Genomic DNA, 18,748 nt, shown 5'->3' on the forward strand with positions numbered 1-18,748 from the left:
TCCTTGCTTTCCGCTGCGTCACCCGGCTTGACGGCAGGAGCGCGAGGGTCTCTCTAAATCTTTCTTAAGGCGGATGTGGCACTGCTTGGCTCCCCAGGGTTGGGATTCAGGCGTTGAATCTGCGAAAAAAGAACGAGATCCCGGTCGACGTCTATATTCCGTTCGTGGAAACCCTGTTTCGCGACGGGCTGACGCTTTCGATCGGCATTCTCGCGCAGACTTTCCTGATCGGCCTGGTCTGGTGGAAGAGCGGCGATCCGCGGTATTTGCTGGTCGCGATCTCGATGGTTCTCGTCGGTGTGTTCCGCATGAGAAACTTTCGAAAATACAACAGCATGCCGTCGCCGACGACCTGGGAAGAGGCGCACAAGCGTGAGAATGACTACATTCTCTATGGCTCCCTGCATGGCTTGACGCTTGGCGCTTTCTGCCTGCTCGGCATCTATTTCGCGCGCGATGGTTTCGCCGAAATCGCCTCCGTTTGCCTGACGCTCGCGACGGCGACCTCCATCGCCGGCCGCAACTACGGCTCGCCGCGCATGGTCACCATCCTGACCATTGCCTTGACCTGGCCGATCTCGCTTGGCTTCCTGCTGCGCGGCGACATCTACCATGTCCTCCTCGGGCTCCTGTCGGCGCCGTTCCTGTTCGCCATCCGGAAATTCGCCAACACCGTACGCGATGTGCTTTTTGCGGCCGTCTCGGAAGAGAAGAAGGCCAACCGCATTGCCCAGCGCTTCAACCGGGCGCTCAACACCATGTCGCACGGCCTTGTCATGCTCGGTCCGGACGGCCGCGTCGCGGTGGCCAATGCCGAGGCCGCGCATCTGATGTCGCTCAAGTCGCCCGACGCGCTGCTCGGACGGTCGATCCACGGTCTGTTGATGCGCGGTGTCGCCGGCGGCATGCTGGCGCCCAAGGATTGCCGCTACATCGAGGCGCAGCTGACGCGTGCCCTGCGGGAGGGTCGCGACCGCAAGGTGCTGGTTTCCCTCGCCAACGGCCAGCATTACGAGTTCTCGGCTCGCGAGGGCAGCCAGGAACTGGGCGTCATCACCTTCGAGGACGTCACCGCCCGTGTCGAGGCGGAAGACAAGATCCGCTTCATGGCACGCTACGACAATCTCACCGGCCTGCCCAACCGCGCCTATTTCCATGAATTGGTGGGCGAGGCCATGGCGTCCGGCGATCGCGACCGTCTCTGCGGCCTTGCGGTGCTCGATCTCGACGATTTCAAGAGCGTCAACGACACGCTTGGCCATCCGATCGGCGACGGCTTGATCTATGCCGTTGCCGAGCGGCTTGCCGCCATTGCCAAGCAAGATATCACGGTCAGCCGTTTCGGTGGCGACGAGTTCATGATCTTCTTCGACCGCGTCGAGGATGAGAGCCATCTGACCAGCCAGCTCGACGAGATTTTCGCCGGCCTGCAAGGGGAAGTCGACGTCGCCGGTCACGGGCTGCGCATTCAGGCCAGCGGCGGCGCGGTGCTGTCACGGGTCAAGGATACCGATGTCGACGCCATGATCGTGAAGGCGGACCTGGCGCTCTACAAGGCCAAGGAACTCGGCAAGAACAGCTGGCGATTGTTCGAAGCTTCGATGGATGCCGCCTTCCGCAACCGTCAGCTGATGAAGGCGGATCTGCGCACCGCGGTAGAGGGCAAGAGCCTGCGGGTGGTCTATCAGCCGATCGTGGCGATGAGCACCATGCGTATCGCCAGTTGCGAGGCGCTGTGCCGGTGGGATCATCCAGATCTCGGGCCAATCTCGCCCAGCATCTTCATTCCACTGGCCGAGGAAATGGGCATCATTTCCGAGATCAGCACCTTCGTGCTGCAGGCAGCCTGCGCCGAATGCGCCAAATGGCCCGACCAGACCAGCGTCTCGGTCAATCTCTCGGCCAAGGATTTCCGCAGCCGCGATGTCATCCAGAAGGTTCGCGATGCGTTGGCCGGCTCCGGCCTCGCCGCCAGTAGGCTCGAGATCGAGGTCACCGAAACGGCGCTGCTCGATGACAAGTCGCTGACGCGCCAGTATATTGAGGAGCTGAAGCAGCTTGGCGTGCGCATCGCGCTCGACGATTTCGGCACCGGCTATTCGAGCCTGAGCTACCTGCACAAGCTGCCGCTCGACAAGATCAAGATCGACCGCTCTTTCCTGATGGACGTCACCCAGAATCCCCGTTCGCTCGAGCTGCTCAAGGGTATCGTCAACCTGTCGCGGCCGCTGGGGCTTTCGGTGACCGTCGAAGGGGTCGAGACCTTCGAGCAGCTCAAGATCCTGGCGCTGCAGGTCAAGCCTGATCTTGTCCAGGGGTTCCTGTTCGGTTCGGCGCTCAGCGCTTCCGGCATCGAGACGATGTCGAACACGGTATGGCCCTTCGCCAAGGATATCAGGACCGCCAAAAAGGCGGTACGCCGCTGATTTGCGGCGCCTGGCGCATGGTGCCCAGGCACTGAGAGCCCATCCCTGTTTCCATCAGGATTGAACAGGCGCCCAGGCTTTAGGCATTCACTGCATTCGAGGTTTCTTTGCACATCGCGGGCCATGCCAGAATTTCAGCCGCTTCCCGTCATGTTCGAGACACGCTCTTTCCCCGTCGCGACGCAGAAAACGAAGAAAACCACCAATTTTAGTTTTATTTTAGCAATCGTTAACCTTAACGACTGGTAAACGGGCTGCTTCCTGTTTTCATCTTTTACATCCCAAGACCCTGTCGTAGTGTCGGATCGCGGCGGCAATGTACGGGGATTGAGTTGATGATTGTGCAGTTGAGTTCGCTTCGTCCGGTGACGGGCGAGGACGGCAAGGACGCCGCCGACACCATGTCCAGCTTCGCCCGCAACGTTTCGGCGATGCTTGAGCGGACAGAGTACCGCCGCTGCGACAAGGGCGAAGATCTCGAGGACATCTACCGCCTGCGCTACAAGTCATATCGCTCGAACGATATGGTGCCCGACAACGAAAACCATACCATTCACGATGAGCTCGACGAGGCACCGAATGTGTACCGCTTCGGGGTCTATATCGACCAGGAACTCGTCAGCACGCTGCGTATCCATCACGTCACCTTGGCGACGCCGATGTCGCCTTCCACCAAGGCCTTTGGCGACATCGTCATGCCGATGCTTCGTGACGGGCTGAGCTTCATCTGTCCCAGCCGGTTTGCGTCCGATCCCGAATGGTCGCGCGTCTACCCGCAGATTCCCTACCTGACGCTGCGGCTGGCCGGCATGGCGTGCTTCCATTTCAACGCGCCCTACTGCCTGTCGACCATTCGCGAGGATCACGCCGGCTTCTACAAGCGTATCTACTACTCGGAGAAGATCAGCGAGTCGCGCGCCTATCCGGGCGTTTTCAACAAGGTCGTGCTCTACCGCGCCGACGTCAACGCAATCCGCGAGCGGTCCTTCTCACGGTTCCCGTTCTTCCGCTCGACGCCAATGGAGCAGCGCATGCTGTTCGATACGCCGCATGTCGGGAACTCGCGCCGCTGACCATCCTGCCGACGGCAAAATACTATCACGAAGCCGCCTGATACGGCAGGGATCCACACGATTTTGCAGGGCCGACAGGAGCCTTTTGGCGACTTCGGCGTTCTGGGTGAGGCCACGAGCAGCGCTCCGGGTCGATCTGAGGTTTTTGAGGGAACCCGCCATGACCATTTCCACACTTGCGCTAACCCCGCTCATCTCGCTGATCGCCGGCGTGCTGATCCTGGTCATGCCAAGGCTGTTGAACTACATCGTCGCGCTCTATCTGATCGTCGTCGGGTTGCTCGGGCTATTTCCGCATCTAGCCGGCTGAGGCGCCGGCTTAGGCCACGCAAGCGTCCGCCCTTCGGAGTTCCGCATCAAGCATCAGAATCCAGCGATCGGACTCCGTCGCGGCGTCGACTGCTGGCTTCAATCTTTCTTTGAGGCAGTTGTCGGTTGTTGTGCGGCAATAGCGCCATTGCTCTCGGCGCGGCTTTTCGCTATGTGCCTGAAAGATGTCTTCGAAGGGGTATTCCTATGGCTGATCACTCGCCGACTGGTCCTGTCGAACTGGGCGCGAAGATGGACTATGCCGAGCATGACCGCACCTATGCGGGCTTCCTCGCGCTGGCCAAGTACGGCTCGCTGTTTTGTGGCGCCCTGCTCCTGGCGATGGCCTTCGGCTTCTTCGCGGGCGGCTTCTTCTCGGCGACCATTCTGTTCGTGCTGATTCTGGCTGTCGGCGCCTTTATCCTCCGATAGATTTTTCCGACATCTTGTCCACGGCGCCGCCGCGAGGCCGGCCGGCGTCTTGCGGGAAATAGCTTCCGGCCGAAAGGATCATGCGGTGGGACAGACGGTTTTCATCCCTCGTGAGCTCGATGCCAACGAGCCGCGCGTCGCGGCTTCGCCCGATACGGTGAAACGGCTGGCGGCGTTGGGCTTCGACGTCGTCGTCGAGGCCGGTGCCGGTCTGAAATCGCGCATCATCGATGCCGACTATGCGAGCGCCGGCGCTGCTATCGGCAAGGCTTCCGATGTCGCCAAGGCCGATGTGGTGCTGAAGGTGCGCCGGCCTGGTGATGCCGAGCTGAAGAGCTACAAGCCCGGCGCGGCTGTGATCGCCATCATGGACCCCTACGGCAACGATGCCGCCGTGGCAGCTCTTGCCAAGGCCGGCGTCACCGCTTTCTCGATGGAATTCATGCCCCGGATCACCCGCGCGCAGTCGATGGACGTCTTGTCCTCGCAGGCCAATTTGGCCGGCTATCAGGCGGTGATCGACGGGGCTTCGGAATATGACCGCGCCTTGCCGATGATGATGACGGCGGCCGGCACGGTGCCGGCGGCGAAGGTCTTCATCATGGGCGTTGGCGTCGCCGGCCTGCAGGCGATCGCCACCGCGCGCCGGCTTGGTGCGGTTGTCACCGCCACCGACGTTCGCCCCGCCGCCAAGGAACAGGTCGCCTCGCTCGGCGCCAAGTTCCTCGCGGTCGAGGACGAGGAATTCAAGGCGGCCGAAACGGCCGGCGGCTACGCCAAGGAAATGTCGAAGGAATATCAGGCCAAGCAGGCGGCACTCACATCAGAGCACATCGCCAAGCAGGATATCGTCATCACCACGGCGCTCATTCCCGGCCGGCCGGCGCCCAAGCTGGTCTCGGCGGCGATGGTCGCTTCGATGAAGCCGGGCTCGGTGATCGTCGACCTCGCGGTCGAGCGCGGCGGCAATGTCGAGGGCGCCGAAGCCGGCAAGGTGGTCACCACCGCCAACAACGTCAAGATTGTCGGCCATCTCAATGTGCCTGGCCGCATCGCGGCGTCGGCCTCGCTGCTTTATGCCAGGAACCTGTTCGCCTTTCTCGAGACGCTGGTCGATAAGACGGCCAAGACGCTTGCCATCAATCGCGACGACGATCTGGTCAAGGCAACGATGCTGACCGATGGCGGCAAGGTGGTTCATCCGGCTTTCGTGAAAGCCGACCAGCAGCCGGCAAAGGGCCAATATGTCGAGCCGGCCGCGATCCCGGCCAAGACCATGGTCGCCGATGCTTCGCCCAAGAAAGCCGCGCCCAAGAAGGCGGCCGCACCCAAGTCGCCCTCGTCGAAGCCGAAAGGGATCGCGTGATGGACCAGACCCTGCAGAAAGCCCTCGACCAGCTCGACCAGGCCTCCGCCGCCGTCCGGCTGGCGGTGCACAATCTGGCGACCGCGCCCGGCGGCACTGACGCGGCCGGTGATGCCGCGCATGCGCTCTCCGGCGGCGCCATCGATCCCTTCGTCTTCCGCTTCGCCATCTTCGTCCTGGCGATCTTCGTCGGCTACTACGTCGTCTGGTCGGTGACCCCCGCACTGCATACGCCGCTGATGGCCGTCACCAATGCCATCTCCTCGGTCATCGTCGTCGGCGCGCTGCTTGCCGTCGGCATCGCCGCCTCCGGCATTGCCGCGGGCTTCGGCTTCGTCGCGCTGATGCTGGTTTCGGTCAACATCTTCGGCGGCTTCCTCGTCACCCAGCGCATGCTGGCCATGTACAAGAAGAAGGACAAGTAGAGCGCCATGAACGCCAACTTCGCGTCCTTCCTCTACCTCGTCTCCGGTGTCCTGTTCATCATGGCGCTGCGCGGCCTGTCGCATCCGACCACCAGCCGCCAGGGCAATCTCTACGGCATGATCGGCATGGGTATTGCCATCGCCACCACACTGGCTCTGGCGACCCCGTCCGCCGGCCGCTTCGGCCTGATCGTGCTCGGCCTTGCCATTGGCGGCGGCGTCGGCGCCGTTACCGCGCGCCGCATCGCCATGACCTCGATGCCGCAGCTGGTCGCTGCCTTCCACTCGCTGGTCGGCCTCGCCGCCGTCATGGTGGCGGCTGCCGCGATCTATGCCCCGGAAAGCTTCGGCATCGGCACGGATGGCGACATTCATGCCCAGGCCCTGATCGAGATGAGCCTTGGCGTCGCCATCGGCGCCATCACCTTCACCGGCTCGGTCATCGCTTTCCTCAAGCTCGATGGCCGCATGTCCGGCAAGCCGATCATGATCGGCGCACGCCACTTCATCAACGCCGCACTTGCTATCGCGCTCGTCGTGCTGATCGTGTTGCTGGTCACCACCGAGTCCAAGCTGGTCTTCTGGCTGATCGTTGCCGCCTCGCTGGTGCTCGGTATCCTGCTGATCATCCCGATCGGCGGCGCCGACATGCCGGTCGTCGTCTCGATGCTGAATTCCTATTCCGGCTGGGCGGCGGCGGCGCTGGGCTTCACGCTCGGCAATCTGGCGCTGATCATCACCGGCGCGCTGGTCGGCTCATCCGGCGCGATCCTGTCCTACATCATGTGCAAGGGCATGAACCGAAGCTTCATCTCGGTCATTCTCGGCGGCTTCGGTGGGGAGACGGCAGCGGCCGCCGATGACGGCATCGAACGCACGGTCAAGCAGGGTTCTGCCGACGATGCCGCCTACCTCATGATGAACGCCCAGAAAGTCATCATCGTGCCGGGCTACGGCATGGCGGTTGCCCAGGCGCAGCATGCGCTGCGCGAAATGGCCGACAAGCTCAAGGCCAATGGCGTCGACGTGAAGTACGCCATCCACCCGGTCGCCGGCCGCATGCCCGGCCACATGAACGTGCTGCTCGCCGAAGCCAATGTGCCCTACGACGAGGTGTTCGAGCTTGAGGACATCAACTCGGAGTTCGCGCAAGCCGACGTTGCCTATGTCATCGGCGCCAACGACGTCACCAACCCGTCCGCGCGCGACGACAAGTCCTCACCCATCTACGGCATGCCGATCCTCGACGTCGACAAGGCGCGCACCTGCCTGTTCGTCAAGCGCTCGCTCGGTTCCGGCTATGCCGGTATCGACAACACGCTGTTCTACAAGGACGGCACCATGATGCTGCTCGGCGACGCCAAGAAGATGACCGAAGAGATCGTCAAAGCCATGGATCACTGATCCGGGATAAGCGCCGGGACACGCCAAGAATCGCCCGGCTTCGCGCCGGGCTTTTTCTTGGCAGGCTTTCTTGGCTTGACGGCGATTTCGGCGCTACGATGACGAATTCCCGCCTCGACGGCGGGATTGTCGTCGACGGAGACGTTGGTGCCTGACCCGATCGCATCGCCGCCCGCCGGGAAAGCGCCGCGCAAGCCTGGCCAGGCGGTGGTGATCGTGCATGGCATGGGCGAACAGCGGCCGATGGATACGCTGCGAGGCTTTGTCCAGGCTGTCTGGAGCCATGACCCCAACCGCGCGCCGTTTTATGCCCATGTCGCCGATCCGGCCGACCCCGCCGGCGCGAAGATCAACCAGAGCTGGATCACTCCCGACAGCCGGACCAATTCGTACGAACTTCGCCGCATCACCACGCCCTACGATGTCGATGGCCGCCGCACCGACTTCTACGAGCTTTACTGGGCCGACATCACGCAGGGCACGACGCGAGGCCGGCTTGCCGCCTGGGTGACAAATCTGCTGTGGCGCAAGCCCACCGACATACCGCCGGACGCCCGAAAGCTCTATCTGGTCACTCTGGTTGCCGCCATCATCGTCCTGGTCGCGACGCTCGCGCTTGCGACGTCGGTTTGGCAGCAGCAGATTTCGTGGACCGTCGGCGTCCTCGTCACCATCCTGGCCTCGTTCGTCATCTGGTCAGTGGACCGTTTTGGCCTTCCCTATTTCGGCGATGTCGCGGGCTATGTGCGCGCTGAAGCGGCCACGGTAGAGAAGCGGGCGCTGATCCGCGACCGCGGCCTGAAGCTGCTGAAGCGTCTGATGATGGACGATACCTACGATCGCATCGTGCTGGTCTCGCACAGCCTCGGCTCGATGATCGCCTATGACCTGTTGCAGATCTTGTGGTCCGATTTCAGGCCCCGAAAACTCGAGGCCATCCGCGACAAGGCGAAACTGAAGGCTATCCACGCCATCGACAAGGCGACGCTTGTTGCCGACGGCTCGGCATGGCCCGGCAGCCTTGACGATCTTGCCGGGTTCCGGCGCGATCAGTGGGAGCTCTATCGCCAACTGCGCACCAAGGACGACAGCCATCGGCCTTGGAAGATCAGCGATTTCGTCACGCTTGGTAGCCCGCTGACCCACAGCGAATTTCTGGTGACGCACAATCTCGCCGAATTCAGGCGCGGCATCGCCGAGCGCCTGTTCTCGGCATGTCCGCCGATTGCCGAGGGAGCGGCGGCCGGTGGCACCGTGCTTTATCAGGAAGGGCGCAACCGTTCTTCCGGCAAGCCACAGCGGGCGGTGCATCATGGCGCGGTGTTTGCTGCGACGCGCTGGACCAATATCTTCGACCGCGGCAACGGTTGGCTGACGGGCGATCCGATCTCAGGGCCGATGGCGGAGAATTTCGGCCCGGGCGTGGAGAACGTTCAGGTCGAGCTGCGCGGTTCCCTCGGCCGTGTCTTCACCCACACGCTGTACTGGTCGTTGGCGGCGACCGGTATCGAGGTTGCTGCCGGCGATCAGCCGCGCTCGCATCTCGCCGTGCTGCGCGACGCTGTCGACCTCGGTCGCAAACTGGAGCCGAGCCAAGCCGAAGTGCCGGCGATTCCTCCCCGAAAATAAGAACGGATTTCAGCGAACGGGGTCGTGGCAGCGCCGCTCGACAACTTCAAAGCAAAGCCGCTCCGGGCGGGCCAGAGTGGCTTTGTTGCAAGTGCAGTTCAACGGTTGGTGATAAAAACCGCTTCCTCATCGTCGCGCTGCCTGCCGCCAAGGGCCGCGGCAGCACTGGCGATAAAGGCGCCGATGGCCAGCGAGAGCGCACCAAGCAGGGCAAACGTCGCGCTGGCCTTCCTGGCTGTGTCGGCGGCCTGCTGCGCCTTGACCTTGGCGTCCTGGGCCTTGGCGAGGACGGCATCCACCCGGGTCCTGGCATCTGCTTCCGAAAGCCCCGTGCGAACGGCGACCAACTGCGACAGATAGGTTTTGTCGTCTGCGGAAACCTCGCCTGCCGCGGCGCCGGCGATCAGGATGCGCGAAGCCTGCCCAACCGCGGCCGCATCGCTGTCCGGATTGGCGGCCGCGAGCTTGCCCGGATCAGCCGGACGGAACAGTGAATCCACCAGGTAGGATGTCGCATTGTCGGCCGACGCGCTGCCGGCATTGGCCGAAGCCCCCGCCGATGCGCCCATGGCCGCACCAGACGCGATGGTGGACACCGCCTGCACGCCCGAGCCTATGGCAGCGGAAAGCGCGGAGCCAAGCACGCCGACGACGAGCAGTGTGGCCAACGCCCAGGCAAGAAAGCCATGGGCGGTATCACGGAAATACACCTCGTCCGTGTGGATGCCGACCCATTTGGTGCGCAGGCGTCCGGCAAGGTAGCCGCCGACACCCGAGGACAGCCATTGCACGATGATCAGCCAGACGGCGGTGGATGCCGCGAAAGTGGTGACAGATGCGCCGGATCCCGACCAGGGCGACACCATGCTCAATCCAAGCCCGGAGCCCAGCAGCATGAGGATGAAGGTCAGCGTCGAGGCCGCGAAGGCACCGGCGATGATCGGTCCCCAACTGACGGCGGTGGAGGAGGATTCTGTTGAAGTGGAAACGTCGACAGCCGATAGGGTGGACTGCATAAGTGCCCCCTATCGTACGAACAGCATGATCAGAATGATGATCGGGATCGGTATGCCGAGCAACCAGAGCAAAATGCCGCGTCCCATGGAAGCCTCCTGTTAGAAATTGTGATCGATATTGTCACAATGTCTCGCAGGGACTTCCGTTCCGGCGCGTTGCAAATTGATTTTGTTGCCGCCGGTGGAACAATTGGCGCGCCGCAGCGCGCCAATTCAGATTTAACGGCCAGATCAGATATCCAGATTGGCGACCGACAGCGCGTTGTCCTGGATGAACTCGCGCCTGGGCTCGACCTCGTCGCCCATCAGCCGCGAAAACAGCGAATCCGCATCGGTCGCGTCATTGACCTTGACCTGCAGCAGCGAGCGCACGTTCGGATCGAGCGTGGTTTCCCACAGCTGTTCGGCGTTCATCTCGCCGAGACCCTTGTAGCGCTGCATCGTCAGGCCCTTGCGGCCTGTCGCAAAGACCGCATTGAGCATCGCCAGCGGCCCCGAGATGGTTTCGGAGACATCCTTGCGGCGCAGCACCGGCGGCGACCCGTAGACCTCGCTGAGGCGCTGTGCGTAGCGGTCGAGCTGGCGTGCGTCGGCCGAATTGATCAGCGCCAGGTCGAGATGCGCATATTCCTTGACGCTGCGCACCGTGCGCTCGAACACATAGCCGCCAACGCCTTCATTCGAGGTCGACATGCGGCCGGTCCAGCCGCGCTCGGTGTCCTCGGCAATGATGTCGAGGCGTTTTGCAATCCGCTCCGCCATGTCGTTGGCGCGACCGAGATCGGCGAACACGTCCGGGTTGAGCCCACCGGCGATCGCCGCCTGCTCGACGACGCCTCTGTTGTAGCGCGTGTGCAGGCCGTTGATCAGCTGGCGCACCGCCAGCGCGTCATCGATGGCGCCACGCAGGTCCTGCCCGATGCGAACCTCGCCCGAGCCGAGCGTAAGCGATGCTTCCTCCAGTCCCGAGCCGATCAGGAACTCCTCGAACGCGCTTTCGTCCTTGATGTATTGCGAGCTCTTGCCGCGCGTCACCTTGTAGAGCGGCGGCTGGGCGATGTAGAGATGGCCGCGCTCGATCAGCTCCGGCATCTGCCGGAAGAAGAAGGTAAGCAGCAAGGTTCTGATATGGGCGCCGTCGACGTCGGCGTCGGTCATCAGGATGATCTTGTGGTAGCGCAATTTGTCGGCGTTGAACTCGTCCTTGCCGATCGAGGTGCCGAGCGCCGTGATCAACGTGCCGATCATGTCGGAGCCGAGCATGCGGTCGAAGCGCGCCCGCTCGACATTGAGGATCTTGCCGCGCAACGGCAGGATCGCCTGGTTCTGGCGCGAACGCCCACCCTTGGCGGAGCCGCCGGCGGAATCACCCTCGACGATGAAGATTTCGGATTTCGCCGGGTCGCGTTCCTGGCAGTCGGCCAGTTTGCCGGGCAGGGAAGTGACGCCGAGCGAACTCTTGCGGGTGATATCGCGCGCCTTGCGCGCCGCTTCGCGCGCCGCCGCCGCCTGGATCACCTTGTCGACGACCACCTTGCCTTCGCTCGGGTGTTCTTCCAGCCAGGTGCCGAGCGCTTCGTTGACCAGGCCTTCGACGACAGGACGGACTTCCGACGAGACCAGCTTGTCCTTGGTCTGCGAGGAGAATTTCGGGTCGGGAACCTTGACCGACAGCACCGCCGTCAGACCTTCGCGGCAATCGTCGCCGATCAACGAGACCTTTTCCTTCTTGGTCAGCCCAGAGGATTCGCCATAGCCGGTGATCTGACGCGTCAGCGCGCCGCGGAAGCCGGCCAGATGCGTGCCGCCATCGCGCTGCGGGATGTTGTTGGTGAAGGCCAGCACGTTCTCGTGGTAGCTGTCGTTCCACCACATCGCCACTTCGACGGTGATCCCGTCGCGCTCCGCCCGGATGGCGATCGGCTTGTCGATCAGCGGTTTCTTGACGCGATCGAGATATTTGACGAATTCTTCGAGGCCTCCATCGTAGTGCAGTTCATGGCGCACGACATCGGCGTGACGGGCATCGGTCAAAATGATGCGCACGCCGGAATTGAGGAAGGCAAGCTCGCGCAGCCGGTGTTCCAGCGTGCCGAAGTCGAACTCGACCATGGTGAAGGTCTCGGCCGACGGGAAGAAGGTGATCTGGCTGCCGCTGCGGCCCTCATAGGTGCCCGGCTGCTTGTCCTGCTCATAGGTGCCGGTCGCCTTCAGAGGTGCGTCGGCATTGCCATGCGTGAAACTCATCTCGAAGATCTGGCCGTTGCGGCGGATCTTCAGCTTTAGCCACGCCGACAGCGCGTTGACCACCGAGACGCCGACGCCATGCAGGCCGCCCGAGACCTTGTAGGAATTCTGGTCGAACTTGCCGCCGGCATGCAGCTGCGTCATGATCACTTCGGCCGCCGAAATGCCTTCTCCGGTGTGGATATCGGTCGGAATTCCGCGGCCATTGTCGATCACAGTGACCGAACCATCGGGGTTGAGCGTCACGGTGACGAGGTCGGCGTGACCGGCCAGCGCCTCGTCGATGGCGTTGTCGACCACTTCATAGACCATGTGATGCAGGCCCGAGCCGTCGTCTGTATCACCGATATACATTCCGGGGCGTTTGCGGACAGCGTCCAACCCCTTCAAAACCTTGATGGAATCGGCGCCGTATTCGGCTTCAGCGCCGTTGTTGTTGTCGATCTGATCGCTCATGAAAACCTGTTGTCTGGATGCCGCCTGCACAGCGCGAAAAGTCCGCGCCGAATCGCGCCTCTGATATCGACTAGATATAGGCGCAAAAGGCGGTTTTTCCAAGGTTTGCAGGCATTTCACTGGGAATGGCCGGCTGCCAATGGCGGGCCTCCGCCGGCCCCCATTTCACTTCGGCCAGCGGTCCTTGAGAAACCTTGATCATGAACTTGTATCTCGGCGCCAGCCGCCTGCTGCGGTCGCGCCCCGGCGTCATGTCGGGCGGGCGGCCGGATCAGGCGGTGGTCGTCGTTGGCGATGACCAGGGCCAGGCGCCACCACTGCGGTGGCGGTGGTGAGCATAGGCAGCAAGGCAAACAGCAAGCGCAAATCGAACTGCCCCCCAGTTCGTTCCTGTGCACGACCACCTCTCTATGGCAGCAAACCGGGGTTTTTTGCGGAAGACCAGCGTTTTCAGCCTGCCCGCATCGGCTTCAAAGCCTCGCTCCAGCGCAGCAGCCCGTCGAGCATGGTTTTGGCTCCGCCCTGCACCTGTTCGCTGGCGTTGAAAGCGCCATTTTCGTCGAGCAGTTTCTGGTACATCGGCAGCGCGACGCCTTCCGGGATCGGCATGACACCTACCGAGGTCAGCAGCGGCTTCAGCGCTTGCGCCGCGCGCAGGCCGCCGGAGACGCCGCCATAGCTGAAAATGGCGGCTGCCTTGTACTTCCATTCGCGCGAGAGATAGTCGATCGCGTTGACGATCGCCGGCGCCACGAAATAATTGTATTCCGGCGCCACGAAGACGAAGGCATCGGCGGCATCGATCGCCTTGGACCAGGCTTTGGTATGATCGTTCTGGTAGTTGCCAAGCCTTGGATGGTGCGGTTCGTCCAGCACCGGAAGCTTGAACGCATCGATGTCGGTCAGTACAGGCTCGAATTTCCCGTGCTCGCGCGCGAACCTCTCCAGCCACTCGGCAAAAATCGGTCCGGCGCGGCCTGGCCGCGTGCTGCCGATGATGATGTTCAACTGGTGCTTCAAGCTGGGCTCCTGCGGTGGCGGTATCCATTGGTGACTGCCACCTAGGGCATGCCGCTCGGGGCAACAAGAAGGCACCTCGCGGTAACCGGTCACATTCCGGAGAGTAGGGCCTTGCCGTTCGGTCACATGGACGCCTGCTTTGCGGCCCACTACATTGGGTCATCAGCGGAGCACAGCATGGACATCCAGCCCGCCCCCTTCATTCCCCCGGCGCCGAAGCCGCGCACGACGCCGCCCTCGACGCTAGAGATGATCCGCATCGTCTACCGCAACCCGCTCGAATTGTGGGGTGAGCATACCTACAACGAGCCGTGGATCTCGGCGAACGGCGTTGGCGGACATCTGATCGTCGCCAATGATCCCGCCCTGATCCGGCATGTGCTGGTCGACAACGCCAGGAACTACAAGATGGCGACGGTGCGCCAGAAGATCCTGCGGCCGATCCTGCGCGACGGCCTGCTCACCGCCGAGGGCGAGGTCTGGAAGCGGTCGCGCAAGGCGATGGCGCCGGTGTTCACGCCGCGCCACATCTTCGGCTTCGCCCAGCCGATGCTGAGGCGCACGCAGGACTTCGTCACCCGTTACGAAGACGGCGGCACGTCTGACATCGCCCATGACATGACGCTGCTCACTTATGACATCCTGGCCGAGACGCTGTTTTCCGGCGAGATATCAGGCGAGCCCGGCAGTTTCGCCAACGAGATCGACCGCCTGTTCGAGACCATGGGTCGCGTCGATCCGCTCGACCTGTTGCGTGCGCCCGACTGGCTGCCGAGGCTGACCCGCATCCGTGGCCGCAAGACCATGGCCTATTTCCGCAAGATCGTCACCGACACGGTCAAGATGCGCGAAGCGAAATTCAAGCGCGATCCCGATGCCGTGCCGCAGGATTTCCTGACACTGCTGCTCAAGGCCGAGGGACCCGACGGACTGACGCGGGCCGAGGTCGAGGACAATATCATCACCTTCATCGGCGCCGGCCATGAGACGACGGCGCGTGCGCTCGGCTGGACGCTCTATTGCCTGGCTGAATCACCGTGGGAGCGCAACCGGGTCGAGCAGGAGATCGACCAGGTGCTGGCGCGCGAGCCCGATCCGACGAAATGGCTCGATGCCATGCCCTTCACGCGCGCGGCTTTCGACGAAGCGCTCAGGCTCTATCCGCCGGCGCCGTCGATCAACCGCGAGCCGATCGAACCGGAAATGTGGAAGGATCTTCATATCCCCAAGCACGCCGCGGTGCTGGTGATGCCTTGGGTCGTGCATCGCCACAGGAAACTGTGGGACCGGCCGGATGCCTTCCTGCCGGAACGCTTCCACCCGGGAAATCGCGAAAAGATCGACCGCTTCCAGTATCTGCCGTTTGGCGCCGGCCCACGCGTCTGCATCGGCGCCAGCTTCGCCATGCAGGAGGCGATCATCGCGCTGGCGATCATGCTGTCGCGCTTCCGCTTCGACACCACCGCCGAAACGAAACCCTGGCCGGTACAGAAACTGACCACGCAGCCGCAAGGCGGTCTACCGATGCAGGTCACGCCGCGTTAGGCGTGACACCTTCAGGCAGTTGCGCCGAATTAGGCCGCGGGCTTGCGTTGCTGGAACTGGCCGGCGGCGCGGTAGCGCCAGAGATAGCTGGGCAGGATCGTCGCGATCGACTGCGGCTGGATGCCTAGCCCCGCAAGCGTCCTGTTGGTCTGGTTGGCGGCGTCCGAAACGATGTTGTGCTCGCGCAGCTGCATCACCTGGTCCTTGGTCAGCAGCGGGTTGGGCAGGAGACCGAGGATCGAGGCCTGGATGTTGGCCACCCACCACGGAACCGGCACCAGCAGCCGCTTGCGCTCGATCACGTCGAGCAGCTCTTCCATACACTGCTTGAAGGTGAGCACCTTCGGTCCGCCGAGTTCATAGATCTGGCCGCCATCCACCTTGCCGTCGACCGAGCGCGCCACCGCTTCGGCCACGTCGCCGACATAGACCGGCTGAAACTTGGTCTGGCCGCCGCCGATCAGCGGCAGCACCGGCGAATAGCGCGCCATGTTGGCGAAGCGGTTGAAGAAGCCGTCTTCGGGTCCGAAATTGATCGACGGCCGGAAGATCACGGCGTCCTTGATCGTCTCCAGCACAGCCTTTTCGCCAAGCGCCTTGGTGCGCGCGTAGTCTGATTCGGAGTCCAGATCGGCGCCAAGCGCAGAAATGTGGGTCAGGCCGGCGCCGACCGAGCGCGCGGCCTCGGCCACTGCGCGGGCGCCGAACTCGTGCACGGCGGAGAATTTCTGCCGGCCGCTCTCATGCAGGATGGCGACCAGATTGACGACATGGTCGGCGCCTTGCACGGCGCGGTCTACCGACCAGCGCACGCGCACATTGGCCTGGACCGGCTGGATCTGGCCGACATTGCCGAGCGGCTGCAAATGGCCGGCGAGATCGGGCCGCCGGCAGGCGACCCGGATGCGATAGCCGCGCTTGGCCAACGCGCGCACGACATGGCGGCCGACAAAGCCTGACCCGCCAAAGACGACGACGAGCTTTGGGGTCTGCAGGATTTCGGTCATGGCTGGCTCCGGCGCTCGCAGGCTTGGCTGAAGCCGTTTCATAATCCGTTTCGTGCCAAAGGCAAAGGGCGACGCGTCGTCGCTATCAGCCTGTCAGAACGCTTTGCCGATACGGTTGTCGACCGAATGGCGGTTGCCGCCGCGAATGACGAAGAAGAGCAGGATCGCTGCCCACAGCAGCGACTTTTCCGCACCCGAATAGCCTTGGCCCATGGTGACCCAGTGGAACCAGACCGTGACCAGCAGCACGAACAGGCCGGCAAAGGCGGCCGGCCGCGTCAAAAAGCCGATGGCGATGAAGATGCCGCCAAAGAATTCAGTGCAGGCCAGAAGCAACGACCACAACGCGCCCGGATAGAAGCCGAGACCCTCGACCATCTCGGCAGCGCCGAAAGGATTGGTGATCTTCTGCGAACCGTGGATGGCGAGAAACCCGCCGGCGACGACGCGAAGAACGGTTTCGGCACCATCGTGCAGGGCCGCGTAAAACCTGCCAAGGACCGGGATGACAAGGGCGTTGCGGGGATTGTCCGTGCTTGCCGACATTGTAGCTCCTCTGTTTTGCTCAATCAGCGCAAACGGCCGATCAGGTTGGTCGAAGTCAAATAAACAAAAGTTGACCAAAACGAGAATGTTTTACCATCGTGCGATCAAAACGCAGAAAACCCCGCCGAAGCGGGGTTTTCCGGGTGACATCCATGCGAAGCCAGGGGCCGACGGCGCGGCCTGACCTGAGACGGTATCAGGAGGGCGTGAAGCAAGTACGCCCACCCCAGCCCTGAACATCCGACATGGTGCCACCAACCTTCTTGCAGGCGGCGACGAAATCAGCGCTGCAATTGGCGAATTTTGCATGGCCGTTCTTGCAGTAGTGGTCTTCGGTGGCCCCGCCGCTCGGGGCAGCGATGACACCCGGGCTGGACGGCTTGACCGGTGCGGCCTTCAGGGTGGCTGCCTGTGTGGCGCCCATGAACGAGCCGAGCAGAAGGACGGCGGTCAGCATGGTGATCTTGGTGTTGGTCATGGCAATTTCCTTTGATTTGGGTTGAGTTTTCCGAAGCGCGAAGGACCGGCCTTCGCGTGATGCAGGCTTTCGATTTCGGTTTGCTGCTTCCCTCGGTGTGGATCGGGCAAGCTCGCCTTGCCCTGGACAAAGCTGGGTCGCAGCAAGGCGCGGAAAGGTTCAGCGGCGCGCAAAGAAAATCGCACTGCGCCGCGCCTGCGGCGGACGAATTCCAGATAACTAATTGATATTTAATAATATTCAGGAAGAATAGCGTGCAGCGAATTCGGAAATGCGCTGCACCACGGCCTTCGATGCGGTAATGCCGCGCGCTTGCGCCTTCTCGGCGGCCTCTGCGCGGGCACGACCGGGCACATGCACGCCGAAGCGCCGCCGCAGCCGGTCAAGCTGGTCCTTCATTCGTTGCTCGAAATCTGGATCGAGCAGCTTGGGTTCGATAGCAAGCACGAACAGTCCCGTGCCGGGGCTGTCCGGCCCGCCGCTGAACCATGGCGCGTCGAGCGACCAGTTGGCGCCCGACAGGCCCGCCGCCAGCACCTCGACCATCAGCGCGATGTTGGCGCCGCGCTGACCGCCGAAGGCGAGCATTGCACCCTTCATGGCGGCGGCGGGATCGGTGGTCGGATTGCCGCTGGCGTCCAGTGCCCAGCCTTCCGGGATTGTCTTGCCGTCCTCGGCCGCTTTGCGGATGTTGACGAAAGCGGTGGCGCTCGACGACTGGTCGATGACCAGCGGCGCCCCGTCGGCGGCAGGCGCGGCAAACGACATCGGGTTGGTGCAGTAGACCGGCTTGACCGAGCCCGAGCCGGCAAGCACGGCCGGGCCGTTGGTGGCTGCGAACGACACCAGTCCTTGTGCTGCCAGCCTTCCGGTGAAATAGCCGAGCGCGCCGCATGTATAGGCGTTCTTCTGCGAGAAGATGGCGACACCGAACAGCTTTGCCGCCTTGGCGAGGTCGTCGATGTTGCGGTCGAAGCCGGTATGCGCCAGCCCGCCGCGTGCATCGGAGAGATAGACTGCCAGCGCCGGCCGTGTGATCACCGGGTCGGCATTGCCGTCGATGCGTCCGGCTTCCAGCGCCTCGAGATAGTCGATGAAATGCGACAGACCGACCGAGGAAAGCCCTTCGGCCTCGGCTGATATGATCGAAGCAGTGAGCGATTGCGCCGCTTCCTCATTGGCGCCGGCGCCAAGTGCCGCCATCCGGCACAGTCCTTTTGCCTGGTCGAGACTGAGTTGCATCATGGCCGTCCTAGGGGAGTAGGGGAATAGGGGAGTACGGGACAGTGGGCAGTGAATAGCGAATGGGGATGGAAATGTGAATGTGGATAGTGGCCCGATACTCCCCTACTCCCCTACTCCCCTACTC

General features: G+C 62.8%; 17 protein-coding genes. 9 read left to right on the forward strand and 8 right to left on the reverse strand.

The window, feature by feature from the left end:
• Window positions 1–113 precede the first annotated feature (113 nt).
• The 8 genes from EN949_RS00770 to EN949_RS00805 all read left to right on the forward strand — a co-directional run bounded on the left by EN949_RS00770 (window position 114) and on the right by EN949_RS00805 (window position 9,064).
• Window positions 114–2,426 carry an EAL domain-containing protein gene (locus EN949_RS00770; protein ID WP_024501909.1) on the forward strand — a complete coding sequence of 771 codons (2,313 nt, stop codon included), beginning with the start codon at window positions 114–116 and terminating at the stop codon, window positions 2,424–2,426.
• Between the two features lie 335 nt (window positions 2,427–2,761).
• The gene (locus tag EN949_RS00775) at window positions 2,762–3,499 is read left to right on the forward strand and encodes a hypothetical protein (RefSeq protein ID WP_245472353.1); all 738 of its coding nucleotides are present in this window, start codon (window positions 2,762–2,764) and stop codon (window positions 3,497–3,499) included.
• Between the two features lie 160 nt (window positions 3,500–3,659).
• A complete protein-coding gene (locus EN949_RS00780) occupies window positions 3,660–3,809 on the forward strand; it encodes a DUF3096 domain-containing protein (RefSeq protein WP_013528205.1) in 150 nt (49 codons plus the stop codon).
• A 206-nt stretch (window positions 3,810–4,015) separates the two neighbouring features.
• Window positions 4,016–4,240, forward strand: coding sequence for an aa3-type cytochrome c oxidase subunit IV (locus EN949_RS00785; RefSeq protein ID WP_013528204.1), 225 nt, complete (start codon window positions 4,016–4,018; stop codon window positions 4,238–4,240).
• A gap of 85 nt (window positions 4,241–4,325) precedes the next feature.
• The gene (locus EN949_RS00790; RefSeq protein ID WP_063169840.1) at window positions 4,326–5,606 is read left to right on the forward strand and encodes a Re/Si-specific NAD(P)(+) transhydrogenase subunit alpha; all 1,281 of its coding nucleotides are present in this window, start codon (window positions 4,326–4,328) and stop codon (window positions 5,604–5,606) included.
• On the forward strand, window positions 5,603–6,031 hold the full coding sequence (locus EN949_RS00795) for an NAD(P) transhydrogenase subunit alpha (protein ID WP_024501908.1): 429 nt from the start codon (window positions 5,603–5,605) through the stop codon (window positions 6,029–6,031). Before EN949_RS00790 ends, EN949_RS00795 begins: the two co-directional genes overlap by 4 nt.
• A 6-nt stretch (window positions 6,032–6,037) precedes the next feature.
• On the forward strand, window positions 6,038–7,435 hold the full coding sequence (locus tag EN949_RS00800; protein WP_013528201.1) for an NAD(P)(+) transhydrogenase (Re/Si-specific) subunit beta: 1,398 nt from the start codon (window positions 6,038–6,040) through the stop codon (window positions 7,433–7,435).
• A gap of 147 nt (window positions 7,436–7,582) precedes the next feature.
• Complete coding sequence (locus EN949_RS00805; RefSeq protein WP_127365530.1) at window positions 7,583–9,064, forward strand: hypothetical protein; 1,482 nt, start codon at window positions 7,583–7,585, stop codon at window positions 9,062–9,064.
• A gap of 98 nt (window positions 9,065–9,162) precedes the next feature.
• Here EN949_RS00805 and EN949_RS00810 read toward each other — a convergent pair whose 3' ends face one another.
• The 4 genes from EN949_RS00810 to EN949_RS00820 form a co-directional block, all read right to left on the reverse strand.
• Window positions 9,163–10,080 (reverse strand): hypothetical protein, encoded by a 918-nt coding sequence (locus tag EN949_RS00810; RefSeq protein WP_013528199.1) that lies wholly within the window; start codon window positions 10,078–10,080, stop codon window positions 9,163–9,165.
• A 231-nt stretch (window positions 10,081–10,311) separates the two neighbouring features.
• Window positions 10,312–12,783, reverse strand: coding sequence for a DNA topoisomerase (ATP-hydrolyzing) subunit B (gene gyrB / locus EN949_RS00815; protein ID WP_013528198.1), 2,472 nt, complete (start codon window positions 12,781–12,783; stop codon window positions 10,312–10,314).
• Window positions 12,784–12,853: 70 nt separating this feature from the next.
• Entirely contained in the window at window positions 12,854–12,985 is a 132-nt protein-coding gene (locus tag EN949_RS37015; RefSeq protein WP_255337201.1) for a hypothetical protein, read from the reverse strand.
• Window positions 12,986–13,233: 248 nt separating this feature from the next.
• Window positions 13,234–13,803 (reverse strand): NADPH-dependent FMN reductase, encoded by a 570-nt coding sequence (locus tag EN949_RS00820; protein WP_063169841.1) that lies wholly within the window; start codon window positions 13,801–13,803, stop codon window positions 13,234–13,236.
• A gap of 177 nt (window positions 13,804–13,980) precedes the next feature.
• Here EN949_RS00820 and EN949_RS00825 point away from each other — a divergent pair, with 177 nt between their 5' ends.
• Window positions 13,981–15,348, forward strand: a complete 1,368-nt coding sequence (locus EN949_RS00825; RefSeq protein ID WP_013528196.1) for a cytochrome P450 — start codon at window positions 13,981–13,983, stop codon at window positions 15,346–15,348.
• 29 nt (window positions 15,349–15,377) lie between these two features.
• Here the strand turns inward: EN949_RS00825 and EN949_RS00830 are convergent, their stop codons facing one another.
• The 4 genes from EN949_RS00830 to EN949_RS00845 all read right to left on the reverse strand — a co-directional run bounded on the left by EN949_RS00830 (window position 15,378) and on the right by EN949_RS00845 (window position 18,621).
• Complete coding sequence (locus EN949_RS00830; RefSeq protein ID WP_024501904.1) at window positions 15,378–16,355, reverse strand: complex I NDUFA9 subunit family protein; 978 nt, start codon at window positions 16,353–16,355, stop codon at window positions 15,378–15,380.
• 93 nt (window positions 16,356–16,448) lie between these two features.
• On the reverse strand, window positions 16,449–16,901 hold the full coding sequence (locus EN949_RS00835; RefSeq protein ID WP_013528194.1) for a DoxX family protein: 453 nt from the start codon (window positions 16,899–16,901) through the stop codon (window positions 16,449–16,451).
• 196 nt (window positions 16,902–17,097) lie between these two features.
• Complete coding sequence (locus EN949_RS00840; protein ID WP_013528193.1) at window positions 17,098–17,379, reverse strand: hypothetical protein; 282 nt, start codon at window positions 17,377–17,379, stop codon at window positions 17,098–17,100.
• 240 nt (window positions 17,380–17,619) lie between these two features.
• Window positions 17,620–18,621, reverse strand: coding sequence for an Ldh family oxidoreductase (locus tag EN949_RS00845; protein WP_063170442.1), 1,002 nt, complete (start codon window positions 18,619–18,621; stop codon window positions 17,620–17,622).
• Window positions 18,622–18,748: the final 127 nt, after the last annotated feature.

The sequence above is a fragment of the Mesorhizobium sp. M7A.F.Ca.US.007.01.2.1 genome, assembly GCF_003998165.1.
GTDB lineage: Bacteria > Pseudomonadota > Alphaproteobacteria > Rhizobiales > Rhizobiaceae > Mesorhizobium > Mesorhizobium ciceri.

Bases quoted from the DNA above. Each gene is read 5' to 3' on its own strand.
- EN949_RS00775 (WP_245472353.1), top strand. From the start codon at position 2,762: ATGATTGTGCAGTTGAGTTCGCTTCGTCCGGTGACGGGCGAGGACGGC.
- EN949_RS00780 (WP_013528205.1), top strand. From the start codon at position 3,660: ATGACCATTTCCACACTTGCGCTAACCCCGCTCATCTCGCTGATCGCC.
- EN949_RS00785 (WP_013528204.1), top strand. From the start codon at position 4,016: ATGGCTGATCACTCGCCGACTGGTCCTGTCGAACTGGGCGCGAAGATG.
- EN949_RS00800 (WP_013528201.1), top strand. From the start codon at position 6,038: ATGAACGCCAACTTCGCGTCCTTCCTCTACCTCGTCTCCGGTGTCCTG.
- EN949_RS00810 (WP_013528199.1), bottom strand. From the start codon at position 10,080: ATGCAGTCCACCCTATCGGCTGTCGACGTTTCCACTTCAACAGAATCC.
- gyrB (WP_013528198.1), bottom strand. From the start codon at position 12,783: ATGAGCGATCAGATCGACAACAACAACGGCGCTGAAGCCGAATACGGC.
- EN949_RS37015 (WP_255337201.1), bottom strand. From the start codon at position 12,985: ATGATCAAGGTTTCTCAAGGACCGCTGGCCGAAGTGAAATGGGGGCCG.
- EN949_RS00825 (WP_013528196.1), top strand. From the start codon at position 13,981: ATGGACATCCAGCCCGCCCCCTTCATTCCCCCGGCGCCGAAGCCGCGC.
- EN949_RS00830 (WP_024501904.1), bottom strand. From the start codon at position 16,355: ATGACCGAAATCCTGCAGACCCCAAAGCTCGTCGTCGTCTTTGGCGGG.
- EN949_RS00835 (WP_013528194.1), bottom strand. From the start codon at position 16,901: ATGTCGGCAAGCACGGACAATCCCCGCAACGCCCTTGTCATCCCGGTC.
- EN949_RS00840 (WP_013528193.1), bottom strand. From the start codon at position 17,379: ATGACCAACACCAAGATCACCATGCTGACCGCCGTCCTTCTGCTCGGC.
- EN949_RS00845 (WP_063170442.1), bottom strand. From the start codon at position 18,621: ATGCAACTCAGTCTCGACCAGGCAAAAGGACTGTGCCGGATGGCGGCA.